Below are 12,704 nucleotides of genomic sequence, written 5' to 3'. Positions count from 1 at the left end.
CTGTCGTGAACCTCTGCCTATACTCGCCCATGACCGCCCGCAAGGGCGGCCGCCGTGTCGGGATGCCGGTGGCGGGTCCCGACGATGTGGTTTCCACCCATGGGGAGGCTCCGATGCTGCAGCAGTATGGCTTGTGGATCGTGCTGGCATGTGCGGTCCTGGCGGTTCTTTACGGCGCATTGTCCGTGCGCTGGATCTTGGCAAAATCGCCGGGCAACGCACGTATGCAGGAGATCGCTTCCGCGATCCAGGAAGGCGCGAAGGCTTATCTCAATCGCCAGTACGCCACCATCGGCGGCGTCGGTGTGGTGTTGTTCCTGATCATTGGCTTTGCACTGGACTGGGGCACTGCGATCGGCTTCGCGATCGGTGCGATCCTGTCTGGCGCTACCGGTTACATCGGCATGAATGTCTCGGTACGCGCCAACGTGCGCACCGCCGAGGCGGCACGTAGCGGTCTAGCAGCCGCGCTCAACGTCGCGTTCCGCGGCGGCGCCATCACCGGCATGCTGGTGGTCGGTCTCGCCCTGCTCGGCGTCACCGGGTATTACGCCGTGCTCATGCACTTCGGCTACGAGACCATGCATGCGCTGCATGCACTGGTGGGCCTGGCGTTCGGGTCATCGCTGATCTCGATCTTCGCGCGCCTGGGTGGCGGCATCTTTACCAAGGGTGCGGACGTGGGTGCCGACCTCGTGGGCAAGGTGGAAGCGGGCATCCCCGAGGACGACCCGCGCAACCCGGCCGTGATCGCCGACAACGTGGGCGACAACGTCGGCGACTGCGCCGGCATGGCCGCCGACCTGTTCGAAACCTACGCGGTGACGCTGATCGCCACCATGCTGTTGGGCGGCGTGATGGCCGAGCAGACCGGCAGCAACGGCGTGCTGTTCCCGCTGGTGCTGGGCGGCGTATCGATCGTGGCCTCGGTGATCGGCACCTTCTTCGTGAAGGCGCGCGGCCCCAAGATCATGAATGCGTTGTACGCCGGCGTGGCGGTATCGGCGGTGCTCGCCGCGATCGCATTCTGGCCGATCACCAGCCAGCTGATGGCCGATTCGTCCTATGGCGTGGGCCATCTGTATGGCTGCGCGCTGATTGGCCTGGTGCTCACCGGAGCCATGGTGGTGATCACCGAGTACTACACCGCGACCGAGTACGCGCCGGTGCAGCACGTGGCGCGTGCTTCCACCACGGGACATGCGACCAACATCATCGCGGGCATCGGCGTGTCGATGAAATCCACCGCATTGCCGGTGCTCGCTGTGTGCGCCGCAATCTGGGGTGCCTATCAGCTGGCGGGCCTCTACGGCATCGCCATCGCTGCGACGGCCATGCTCAGCATGACCGGCATGATCGTGGCGCTGGATGCCTACGGCCCGATCACCGACAACGCCGGCGGCATCGCCGAGATGGCCGAGCTGCCGCCCGAAGTACGCGGCGTGACCGATCCGCTCGACGCCGTGGGCAACACCACCAAGGCGGTGACCAAGGGTTATGCCATCGGCTCGGCCGGCCTCGCCGCGCTGGTGCTGTTCGCGGACTACACGCACAACCTCAACCAGCACCTCAACCTCACCGACTTCCGCTTCGACCTGTCCAACCCGTACGTGATCATCGGCCTGCTGATCGGCGGCCTGATCCCGTACCTGTTCGGCGCGATGGCGATGGAAGCGGTGGGCCGTTCCGCCGGCGCGGTGGTCGAGGAAGTGCGCCGCCAGTTCCGCGAGATCAGCGGCATCATGGAAGGCACCACCAAGCCCGACTATTCGCGCGCGGTGGACATGCTTACCAAGTCGGCGATCCGCGAGATGCTGATCCCGTCGCTGCTGCCGGTGCTGGTGCCGGTGGTGGTGGTGTTCGGCTTCAAGTGGCTGGGCGGTGCGGAAGCTGGTGCGCAGGCACTGGGCGGCGTGCTGATCGGCACCATCGTCACCGGCCTGTTCGTTGCCATTTCGATGACCACCGGCGGCGGTGCGTGGGACAACGCCAAGAAGTACATCGAGGATGATCACTTCGGCGGCAAGGGTTCCGATGCGCACAAGGCGGCGGTGACTGGCGACACCGTGGGTGATCCATACAAGGACACGGCAGGCCCGGCGGTGAATCCGCTGATCAAGATCATCAACATCGTGGCCCTTTTACTTATTCCTCTGCTGTAACCACGGCGCGCCCGGTCACCGAACAGGTGATCGGGCGAACCCGCCAGGCACGTTTGCTCCCTCTCCCCTTTGGGGAGAGGGTTGGGGTAAGGGGTCACGCTGGCCTCGGTCCCGCTGTAGAAAGCTCTTAGATCTCGCCCGAAGTACTCATCTCGCGAGCACCCGCCCCTCACCCCGACCCTCTCTCCCACGGGGACTACCTTCGGGTCGCCCGGAGGGGAAAGGGAGATGGAGATGGTCGTGGTGACTTCACACCAAGAAGGAACTTCCATGGCATCCAAGCCCTCCCTGTGGCTGACTCTCGCCCTTGGCGTCACACTCGTCGGCATGACGCACGCAAACGACACCATCGCACCGACCGCCAAGGATCCGAATCTCTGGCTTGAAACCATCGACGGACCCAAGCAACTGGATTGGGTCAAGCAGCAGAACGCGCAGACGGTGAAGAAGTACGCCGACAGCGCGGAGTTCAAGCAGCTCGACGCGCGTATCCTGGAAGTGCTCGACTCGCACGACCGCATCCCGATGGTCAACAAGATCGGCGATCACCTGTACAACTTCTGGCGCGACCAGGATCACCCGCGCGGCGTGTGGCGCCGCACGACGCTGGAGGAGTACCGCAAGGGCCAGCCGGCCTGGGAACCCGTGATCGACCTTGACGCGATCGGCAAGGCCGAGAACGAAAACTGGGTGTGGCACGGCGCCTTCTGCCTGAAGCCGGAAAACCAGCGTTGCCTGGTCGCGCTCTCGCGCGGCGGCGCTGACGCAAGCGTGATCCGCGAGTTCGACCTGCCCACCAGACAGTTCGTGAAGGACGGTTTCTTCCTGCCCGAGGCGAAGACCGACGTGGCCTGGATCGACAAGGACCATATCTACGTCGCCACCGACTTCGGCTCCGGCTCGATGACGACCTCGAGCTATCCGCGCGTCGTGAAGGAATGGAAGCGCGGCACGCCGCTGGCCAGCGCCTCCACGGTGTACGAGGTGAAGGCTGATGACATGACCGTCTCCGCCTTCCGCGACCTGACGCCCGCTTTCCAGCGCGACTTCGTCACCCGCCAGATCGCCTTCTACGACAGCGAAACGTTCGTGCGTGGCAAGGACGGCAAACTCACGCGCATCGACGTGCCGACGGATGCCAATACCGGCGTGCATCGTGAGTGGCTGCTGATCGAGCCACGCAGCGACTGGACGGTGGCTGGCAAGACCTACAAGTCCGGGTCGCTGCTGGCGACAAAGTTCGATGACTACATGGCAGGCAAGCGCGACCTCACCGTGCTGTTTGAGCCCACCGACACCACGGCACTGGACGGCTATTCGTGGACGCGGCACCAGCTGATCCTCAACGTGATGGACAACGTGGTGAACAAGCTGGAGGCGCTGACGCCACAGCCGGGTGCATGGAAGCGCGAAAGCCTGGGCGGCGCGCCCAAGCTCTCGACCATCGCGGCCGCTGCAGTGGACGAAGACGACAGCGACGACTACTTCCTCACCGTCAGCGGCTTCCTGCAGCCCACCACGTTGTACTTCGGCACGCTGGGCCAGGGCGAGGCAAAGGCGATCAAGCACAGCCCCAGCTTCTTCGATGCCTCGAAGTACGACGTGAGCCAGCACTTCGCCACCTCGAAGGACGGCACGCGCGTGCCCTATTTCGAAATCGCGCCGAAGACCCTGCAGGCCAACGGCAAGAATCCCACCCTGCAGTACGGCTACGGTGGCTTCGAAGTCTCCCTGCAGCCGGCTTACAGCGGCAGTGTCGGGCGCGCCTGGCTGGAGAAGGGCGGCGTCTATGTGGTGGCGAACATCCGTGGCGGTGGCGAATACGGCCCGCGCTGGCACCAGGCAGCGCTGAAGGCCAATCGCCTGCGCGCCTATGAGGACTTCGCCGCGGTCTCCGAAGACCTGTTCGCCCGCAAGATCACCTCGCCCGCCCATCTGGGTGCGATGGGCGGCAGCAACGGCGGCCTGCTGATGGGCAACATGCTCACGCTGTATCCGCAGCTGTACGGCGCCATCGTGAGCCAGGTGGCCCTGCTCGACATGCAACGCTATACGCACCTGTCGGCGGGCGCTTCGTGGATGGCCGAATACGGCGATCCGGACAAGCCGGCGGAATGGGCCTGGATCAAGACTTTTTCGCCCTATGCCAACGCCACGGTCGGCGAGAAGTACCCGCCGGTGCTGTTCACCACCTCCACCCGCGACGACCGGGTGGGCCCGGTGCATGCGCGCAAGATGGCCGCCAAGCTCGAAGCGCTGGGCTACGACACCAGTTTCTACGAGAACATCGAAGGTGGACACGGCGCGGCGGCCGACAACAAGCAGGCGGCCTTCATGAACGCGCTGGGCTACACCTACTTGTGGGAACACGTGAAGTAACCGCGCTCCCTGCGTAACATGGTGCGCCAGCCTGAGCTGGCGCACTCTTTGTCCCGATGAGCAATCACACGATTCGACCCGAGCTTCGCGAGTGGATCCTCGCTACTGCACGCTCCGGCCACAGCCTCAGCGACCTGCTGAAGCTGATGAAGGATGCCGGCTACGGCGGCGAGCAAAGTCGCCAGATGGTGGCGCGCGTGCTCAACCTGCCACTCGCGACCGTGATGGCCGCGAGCAAGCCCGGTTCCAGCGGACGGCGCACGCGCCATCCCGAACCGCCGCAACAGACCGTTGACGGTCACACGCTGCGCGTCACGGTGAGCACCGACAAACCCGTCGTGCGCGTGCTGGAGCACATGCTCTCGACCGATGAATGCGAAAGCCTGATCGCCGAAGCGAAGCCGCGCCTGCAGCGCTCGCAGACCGTGGATGTGGAAGGCCGCCATCAGACAGACGAAAGGCGCACCAGTCTGGGCATGTTCTTCCGCATTGGCGAAACGCCGCTGGTGCAACGCATCGAGCAGCGCATCGCCGATCTGCTGGCCATACCGGTCAGTCACGGCGAAGGCCTGCAGATCCTGCATTACCTGCCCGGCCAGGAATACGAGCCCCACTTCGACTGGTTCGATCCGACCCAGCCCGGCTTCAGTGCCGTCACGGCGCGCGGCGGCCAACGCATCGCCAGCGTGGTGATGTACCTCAATACCCCCGAGGAAGGCGGCGGCACAGGCTTCCCCAACATCGGGCTCACCGTGACCGCCATGCGTGGTTCGGCCGTCTATTTCGCCTATGAGACCGGCGACCAGGCCTCGCTGCACGCCGGCCTGCCCGTGCTCAAGGGCGAAAAATGGATTGCCACCAAATGGTTGCGCGAACGCCCCTACCAGGCCTGACCACCGCACCAGCCCCGGCCAGACGCTGAATCGCCGCCCGTCGCTGCTGCGATGCACCAGCGTTTTGCCGTATCCTTGCAAGTCTTTGCTTTTGACTACGCCAAGGATCAAGCCCATGGGTCTGCACCTCGTCTCCGCCGGCCGCAAGGTTCCGGACGAAATCAACGTCATCATCGAAATCCCCAAGGATGCCGAGCCCGTCAAGTACGAGGTGGAGAAGGAAAGCGGCGCGATCTTCGTCGACCGCATCCTGTCCACGCCGATGCGCTATCCGTGCAACTACGGCTACGTGCCGGGCACGCTGGGCGGCGACGGCGATCCGCTGGACGCGCTGGTGATCCTGCCGCTGCCGCTGGTGCCGGGCTCGGTGATCCGTTGCCATCCGGTCGGCATGCTGAAGATGACCGACGAAGCCGGCAGCGACGAGAAGCTGGTGGTGGTGCCGGTGGAGAAGATCTTCGCGGGCTACGCGCACATCAAGGACATCAAGCAGGTGTCCGGTCACTGGCTGGAGCGCATCGGCCACTTCTTCGAGCACTACAAGGATCTCGAGAAGGGCAAGTGGGTGAAGCTGGAAGGCTGGGTCGGCGCCGACGAGGCGAAAGCCGAGATCATCAGCGGCATCGAACGCTACGAAGCCGACAAGAAGGCCTGATCGCATCAATGAAAAAGCGCCACCCCAGGGTGGCGCTTTTTTTGTGCCTTATTCCGATCCGCGCGCCTGCGAGACCGAGCTCTGTTGCGCCTCAGAGGACGACGCGACGGTCTGCGGCGTATCGAACATCGTCATCCACCACATCAGCACGCACGCCAGCAACACCGCGATGGACAGCGCCGTCAGCACGGCACGCAGGATCACATGGCCCTGGCGGGCCGCAGGGTTCGACATCGGCATGATGCCTCTCCGGTTGGACAGCTCCACTGGATAACGCGGCAGTGGGCGAACGGCTGACTAGTGCTTGGTACTCTTTTCCGGCCGTGCCTTGGCCGGCTCGCCCTTCTTGCCCAGTTCGTCGAGCAGCGTCGCAAGATCCTCCGCGTGCTCCTCCTCCATCGCGAGGATGCCTTCCATCAGGCGCCGCGTGGTGGGGTCGGCGGTGCCGATGTAGTTGATGATCTCGCGATAGCTGTCGATGGCGATGCGTTCGGCCACCAGGTCTTCCTTGATCATGTCGACCAGGTCATCGCCTTCGACGTAGTCGGCATGGCTGCGCGAGAGCAGACCTTCGGGCGAAAAATTCGGCGCGCCATCGAGCTGGGTGATGCGCTGCGCGATCAGGTCCGCGTGCCCCTGCTCCTCGTTGGCGTGTTCCAGGAATTCGGCAGCCACGCTTTTGGCGTGAATGCCCTTGGCCATGTAGTAGTGATACTTGTAGCGCAGCACGCACACGATTTCCGTGGCCAACGCTTCGTTGAGCAGCTTGATGACGACCTTGCGATCGGCGGTGTAACCGGCCGTGATCGCGCCTTGGTCGATGTGTTCGCGTGCGCGCTTGCGGATGGTTTCGATGTCGCTGAGAAATGGCTTGGATGCCATGGCGTGCCTCACTTGGACTGGCTGGGCAATAGCCGGACCGTAGGCGTCGAGGCGCGAAACGCAGGTGAAAGTACGCAACAACGGTTCAGGCCGCTCCTGCCGATGACACACAACTGGAGCGGTATTTCTGTGGGAGCGCACCCTGTGCGCGACAACCCGGCGGAGCGTCGAACCGCAGCGCCGCGGTCGCGCACAGGGTGCGCTCCCACAGTTTTCAGACCAGCGTTATGCCTTGTGGTAGACCTCGGCGCCTTGCGCGCGGAATTCCGCCGCCTTCTCCGCCATGCCCTCTTCCAGTGCATCGGCTTCACCGGTGCCGTGCTCGGCCGCGTAGTCGCGCACGTCCTGGGTGATCTTCATCGAGCAGAACTTCGGACCGCACATCGAGCAGAAGTGCGCGGACTTGTGCGCGTCCTTCGGCAGCGTCTCGTCGTGGAATTCCTTGGCCTTCTCCGGATCGAGACCCAGGTTGAACTGGTCGTCCCAACGGAACTCGAAGCGCGCCTTGCTCAACGCGTTGTCACGTACCTGAGCACCGGGGTGACCCTTGGCGAGATCCGCCGCGTGAGCGGCAATCTTGTAGGCGATGATGCCGTCGCGCACGTCCTGCTTGTTGGGCAGGCCGAGGTGTTCCTTCGGCGTCACGTAGCAGAGCATGGCCGTGCCGAACCAGCCGATCATCGCCGCGCCGATGGCGGAGGTGATGTGGTCGTAGCCCGGCGCGATGTCGGTGGTCAGTGGCCCCAGCGTGTAGAACGGCGCCTCGTGGCACTTCTCCAGCTGGCGATCCATGTTCTCCTTGATGAGATGCATGGGTACGTGGCCCGGGCCTTCGATCATCACCTGCACGTCGTGCTTCCACGCGATCTGCGTGAGTTCGCCCAGCGTATCCAGCTCACCGAATTGCGCGGCGTCGTTCGCATCGGCGATGCAGCCCGGACGCAGGCCATCGCCGAGGCTGAAGGACACGTCGTACGCCTTCATGATCTCGCAGATGTCTTCGAAGTGCGTGTAGAGGAAGTTTTCCTTGTGATGCGCCAGGCACCACTTGGCCATGATCGAGCCGCCGCGCGAGACGATGCCCGTGACGCGCTTGGCGGTCAGCGGCACGAAGCGCAGCAGCACGCCGGCGTGGATGGTGAAGTAGTCCACGCCCTGCTCGGCCTGTTCGATCAGCGTGTCGCGGAAGATTTCCCAGGTGAGGTCTTCGGCGACGCCGCCGACCTTCTCCAGCGCCTGGTAGATCGGCACCGTGCCGATCGGCACCGGCGAGTTGCGGATGATCCACTCGCGCGTCTCGTGGATGTGCTTGCCGGTGGAAAGATCCATCACCGTGTCGCCACCCCAGCGGATCGACCACACCAGCTTCTCCACTTCCTCGGCGATGCCCGAGGACACGGCGGAGTTGCCGATGTTCGCGTTGATCTTGGTAAGGAAGTTGCGGCCGATGATCATCGGCTCCGCTTCCGGATGGTTGATGTTGGCCGGGATGATGGCGCGGCCGCGCGCCACTTCGTCACGCACGAATTCCGGGGTGATCAGCTTAGGCAGCGCCGCGCCGAAGGACTGGCCCGGGTGCTGGGTCAGGAGCGCGCTGCTGTGCAGCGCCTCGATGCGCTGGTTTTCGCGGATGGCGATGTATTCCATCTCGGGCGTGATGATGCCCTGGCGCGCGTAGTGCATCTGGGTGACGTTGGCGCCAGCCTTGGCACGGCGCGGTGCGCGCGTCGCGGTAAAACGGAAGGCGTCGAGCTTGGGATCGGCGGCGCGCTCGCGGCCGAAGGAAGAGGTCAGGCCACCCAGCTGCTCGGTATCGCCGCGCTCGGCGACCCAGGCGGCACGGAGCGGCGGCAGGCCATTGACCAGGTCCACCTTGTAGTCGGGGTCGGTGTACGGGCCGGAGGTGTCGTAGACCGTGATCGGCGGGTTCTGCTCGCCACCGAACAGGGTCGGCGTCTGCGCCTGGCAGATCTCGCGCAGCGGCACCTTCAGGTCAGGACGGCTGCCCTGCACGTAGATCTTGTGGGAACCCGGGATCGGGCGCGTCACGGCTTCGGAGAGTTCCTGCGCGGCGCGCGCGAGGTCGGTGGGCAGGGCATTCATCGGCAAGGTCCGGTATCGAAGCGATGTCCCCGTGGGGACGGCTTGTGTTGGGGAGTCCGCACAGGGGAGCACGGGGTGTTGCGAACGGATTCGCATACCAGCAACAGAAGCGACGGCGCCGGACGCACGGGTTCGGGACCGTGCGGCGAAGCTCCCTACAGCGGTACTAGCCGCATCAGGTTCGAAGGGACTCTCTCAGCCGACTGTTGCCGGCACCCCCGCTTCAAGGGGCCTATTTGAGCACGAAGCGGGGTCGGTCGCGAGTGCGACGGGGCAAGCGTCCCAGGGCGGACGCCGCCGTAGGGTACGGATCAGCGCGGCAGGTAGGCGCGCAGGAACATGTCCACACCGTCGAGGGCGGTCTGTTCCAGCTCGACCGCGTAGGACTGGGCGCACTCCTCGCAGCCGAACATGCGGCGCAGCATCATCTCGCCCTTGATCAGCGACGTGAACTGGCCGGCGGCTCGTGACACGTTGGCGATGCTCAGCTTGCCGTCGTCAACCGCCTGTTGCAGCAGGCGTTTCATCAACGCATGGCCACGCTCGGGGCCTTCCTCCCACAGCAGCCTGCCGTAACGGGGATTGCCCTGGCGGCAGTCGCTGAGGATGGCGCGGAAGGTGCCGACGTTCTGCACGTCGCAGTCCAGCCGCACGTGATGCAGGGCAATGCGCTCCAGCGTCACGCGGATGTCTTCACCGACGACGTACTGGTAGGTGTCTTCGGGCAGGATGTCCTGGATGCGGGCGCGGATGACCTCGCGGAACAGGTTGTCCTTGTCGCCGAAGTGGCTGTAGACGGTGAGCTTGGAAACGCCTGCCTCGGCGGCCACGGCATCCATGCTGGTGCCCGCAAAGGCGTTGCGGATGAACAAGGCCTTCGCGGCCTCCAGGATCGCCGCGCGCTTTTCCATGTCCTTGGGACGGCCGGGTCCCTGAGGCTTGGTCTGCGGGATCGTGCTCATGGCTATACCTTCACAAATGGCTTCACAAATGAATAACTGCCGTTTAGTATACGGGACGGTTTAGTTATTTTCCATGGCCACGATACACGGCTTTCCTCATGTCCTCCACTATCGCAGAACTTTCCCTCAGTCCGGCCTACCGTCTCGCCCAGCGCACGACGGCTTACTGGCTTGAGCGTGGCCAGGCTGGCGCCCGCCAGGCGGCCTTTGCAGCGCGGTCTGCGCTGGCGAGCCTGGATGCCACCGAACGCAGCCGCCTGGCGCGCTGGCTGGCCTGGCTGGTGGTGGCTGCGCAGAGCCGAGGGGAGGAGTCGCCGCTGGGGCGGGTCCGTCGCCTTGACATCACCTTGCATCAGGCGATGGAAGATGCCCTCGCGCGCCTGCCCGCCGACATGCTCCGGACACCCCGGCAATTTCAGCGCCGTAGCGCGTAAGTGTCCGCGGACAGCGCGCTACGCATGACTTCCGTCAACCGAGCGCGGTGACTTCCGGCACTTCGTGGCGCCTGGGCCAGGCCGCAGGCTTTGCACATTGTCGGAAGATGGCTAAGCGCTTATGATTTTTAGCCTTTTTTCCGATCCGAACAGGACGTAAGCAAGATGGCAATGAACTTCGAACAGGCGCGGGTCAACATGGTGGAAAACCAGGTGCGCCCCTGGGAGGTGCTGGATGCACGCGTACTCGACGTGCTCGGCAGCGTGCGCCGCGAGGATTTCGTTGCCGCCGAGCATCGCCAGCTCGCTTTTGCCGACCTGTGCCTGCCGCTGGGCCATGGCGAAGTGATGATGAAGCCGGTGGTCGAGGGCCGCGTGCTGCAGGCACTGGAACTCGCCCCCACGGACCAGGTGCTGGAAATCGGCACGGGTTCGGGTTTTCTCACCGCCTGCCTGGCCAAGCTGTCTGCCGGTGTCGTCAGCGTGGACATCCATGCCGATTTCATCGCGACGGCGAGCGAGCGCCTGGCGCACGCCGGCATCGCCAACGCGAAGCTGGAAGTGGGCGAGGCCATCTCGGCCTGGCAGCCCAACGGCCTGTTTGACGCCGTAGTGGTGACGGGCGCGGTCTCGCAGATTCCGCAGCGCTTCCTGTCCTGGCTCAAGCCCGGTGGTCGCCTGCTGGTGACGCGCGGCGAGTCGCCGGTGCAGCAGGTGCTGCTGCTTACCCATGAAGGCAACGGCCGCTACCGCGAAGAGTCGCTGTTCGAAACCGACCTGCCGTACTTGAAGCACGCCGAACCGCCGCGTCGCTTCGTTTTCTGACCCATTCCCCAAACATGAGGCAACCCATGCGCTTGAAGCTTCTGACCCTTGCCCTGGCCCTGTCGGCGCTCCCGCTGGCCGGCCACAGCGAGGACTTGCTGGATGCATACCGAGAAGCCCGCGCCAATGATCCGGTGCTGTCGCAGGCGGAGGCTACCCGCCTCGCCACCGGTGAAGGCGTCAACCAGGCGCGTGCGGTGATGCTGCCTCAGCTCAACGGCGCCTTCAGCCTGACCCAGCAGTCCACCGGCAGCAATCTGGCCAATGGCACCATCCAGGGCCAGGGTCATTCGCGTACCCGCGACCTGTCCGCCACGCTGAACCAGTCCATCGTCGACATGAGCCAGTGGGCTAACCTGTCGGCGGCGCACTCGCAGGCATCGGCGCAGGACTCGACCTACGAGGCCTCGCTGCAGAACCTCTATGTGCGTGTCACCACGGCCTACTTCAGCGTGCTCACCAGCCAGGATGCGCTGGTGTTCGCCAAGGCCAACGAAGACGCTTACAAGGAGGCCTATGACCAGGCCGACCAGCGCTTCAAGGTGGGTCTCTCGGCAGTGACCGACGTGTACCAGGCCAAGTCGTACTACGAGCTGGCCAAGGCGCAGACCATCGCCGCCCAGAACACGCTCAACGACGCCAAGGAAGCGCTCACCCAGATCACCGGCAAGCCGGTGACCGACCTGAAGAAGCTGCGCGAAGACCTGCCGCTCGCCCCGCCGAACCCGGCCGATCCGGACGCATGGGTGCAGTCCGCACTGAAGACCAATGCCACCGTGCAGGCCAGCCAGTACAGCGTGCAGGCTGCCGAGCACAGCATCGACGCGGCGCGCGCCGGCCACCTGCCGACGCTCAGCGCCTCGGTGTCGCGCGGCAAGGACACCACCTGGCTCGAGAACGGCAGCTCCAACGTGCGCGGCAACGGCGACTACGGCACCACGGTCGGCCTGCAGGTGAACATCCCGATCTTCTCGGGTGGCGCCACGCAGTCCAGGGTCCGCCAGTCGATCTACCAGCGCGACGAAGCGCAGGACTCGCTGGAATCCACCCGCCGCCAGGTGGTGCGCGACACGCTGAACTTCTACCGCTCGGTGCTTGCCGGCATCAGCCAGGTGGAAGCGAACAAGGCCTCCGTCGACTCCGGCCAGAAGGCGCTGGAAGCCACCCGTGCCGGTTTCGACGTCGGCACCCAGACCATGCTGAACGTGCTCAACGCGATTCAGACCCTGACCCAGGCCGAGAGCAGCTACTCGCAGTCGCGCCACCAGCTGGTGCTCGACCAGCTGGAGCTCAAGCAGTCGGCAGGCTCGATCGACCTGAAGGACATGGAGACGGTCAACGCGATGCTGCAGTAACGCTGCCTCGCTGCACCAACGAAAAGGCCGGGCATTGCCCGGCCTTTTTTGTTG

General features: G+C 64.6%; 11 protein-coding genes and 1 riboswitch. Of the genes, 7 read left to right on the top strand and 4 right to left on the bottom strand.

Annotated features, from left to right (window positions below):
* Positions 1 to 113: 113 nt before the first annotated feature.
* The 4 genes from EPB08_RS11790 (at position 114) to ppa (ending at position 6,089) form a co-directional block, all read left to right on the top strand.
* Positions 114 to 2,162, top strand: a complete 2,049-nt coding sequence (locus EPB08_RS11790) for a sodium-translocating pyrophosphatase (RefSeq protein ID WP_130619286.1) — start codon at positions 114 to 116, stop codon at positions 2,160 to 2,162.
* Positions 2,163 to 2,432: 270 nt separating this feature from the next.
* Positions 2,433 to 4,541, top strand: a complete 2,109-nt coding sequence (locus EPB08_RS11785; protein WP_130619285.1) for a prolyl oligopeptidase family serine peptidase — start codon at positions 2,433 to 2,435, stop codon at positions 4,539 to 4,541.
* A gap of 56 nt (positions 4,542 to 4,597) precedes the next feature.
* Positions 4,598 to 5,434 (top strand): 2OG-Fe(II) oxygenase, encoded by an 837-nt coding sequence (locus EPB08_RS11780; RefSeq protein WP_130619284.1) that lies wholly within the window; start codon positions 4,598 to 4,600, stop codon positions 5,432 to 5,434.
* A 115-nt stretch (positions 5,435 to 5,549) separates the two neighbouring features.
* Positions 5,550 to 6,089: an inorganic diphosphatase gene (gene ppa, locus EPB08_RS11775; protein WP_130619283.1), complete on the top strand. Its 540-nt coding sequence runs from the start codon at positions 5,550 to 5,552 to the stop codon at positions 6,087 to 6,089.
* Positions 6,090 to 6,137: 48 nt separating this feature from the next.
* Here the strand turns inward: ppa and EPB08_RS11770 are convergent, their stop codons facing one another.
* The 4 genes from EPB08_RS11770 to EPB08_RS11755 form a co-directional block, all read right to left on the bottom strand.
* Entirely contained in the window at positions 6,138 to 6,329 is a 192-nt protein-coding gene (locus tag EPB08_RS11770; RefSeq protein WP_130619282.1) for a hypothetical protein, read from the bottom strand.
* Positions 6,330 to 6,386: 57 nt separating this feature from the next.
* On the bottom strand, positions 6,387 to 6,971 hold the full coding sequence (locus EPB08_RS11765; RefSeq protein ID WP_130619281.1) for a ferritin-like domain-containing protein: 585 nt from the start codon (positions 6,969 to 6,971) through the stop codon (positions 6,387 to 6,389).
* A gap of 225 nt (positions 6,972 to 7,196) precedes the next feature.
* Positions 7,197 to 9,074, bottom strand: a complete 1,878-nt coding sequence (thiC, locus tag EPB08_RS11760) for a phosphomethylpyrimidine synthase ThiC (protein WP_130619280.1) — start codon at positions 9,072 to 9,074, stop codon at positions 7,197 to 7,199.
* Between the two features lie 135 nt (positions 9,075 to 9,209).
* Positions 9,210 to 9,304: riboswitch (TPP riboswitch) on the bottom strand.
* 81 nt (positions 9,305 to 9,385) lie between these two features.
* Positions 9,386 to 10,036, bottom strand: coding sequence for a TetR/AcrR family transcriptional regulator (locus EPB08_RS11755; protein ID WP_130619279.1), 651 nt, complete (start codon positions 10,034 to 10,036; stop codon positions 9,386 to 9,388).
* 98 nt (positions 10,037 to 10,134) lie between these two features.
* On the opposite strand from EPB08_RS11755, the gene EPB08_RS11750 reads away from it, so the two are divergent.
* The 3 genes from EPB08_RS11750 (at position 10,135) to EPB08_RS11740 (ending at position 12,650) form a co-directional block, all read left to right on the top strand.
* Entirely contained in the window at positions 10,135 to 10,470 is a 336-nt protein-coding gene (locus tag EPB08_RS11750; RefSeq protein ID WP_130619278.1) for a hypothetical protein, read from the top strand.
* A gap of 165 nt (positions 10,471 to 10,635) precedes the next feature.
* Entirely contained in the window at positions 10,636 to 11,295 is a 660-nt protein-coding gene (locus EPB08_RS11745) for a protein-L-isoaspartate O-methyltransferase family protein (RefSeq protein WP_130619277.1), read from the top strand.
* Between the two features lie 26 nt (positions 11,296 to 11,321).
* Positions 11,322 to 12,650 (top strand): TolC family outer membrane protein, encoded by a 1,329-nt coding sequence (locus EPB08_RS11740; RefSeq protein ID WP_130619276.1) that lies wholly within the window; start codon positions 11,322 to 11,324, stop codon positions 12,648 to 12,650.
* The last annotated feature ends 54 nt before the right edge of the window (positions 12,651 to 12,704 follow it).

It is taken from the genome of Dyella amyloliquefaciens (genome assembly GCF_004296575.1).
In the GTDB taxonomy this organism is placed as follows: domain Bacteria; phylum Pseudomonadota; class Gammaproteobacteria; order Xanthomonadales; family Rhodanobacteraceae; genus Dyella; species Dyella amyloliquefaciens.
This window is presented reverse-complemented; position numbering and strand designations above follow the sequence as displayed.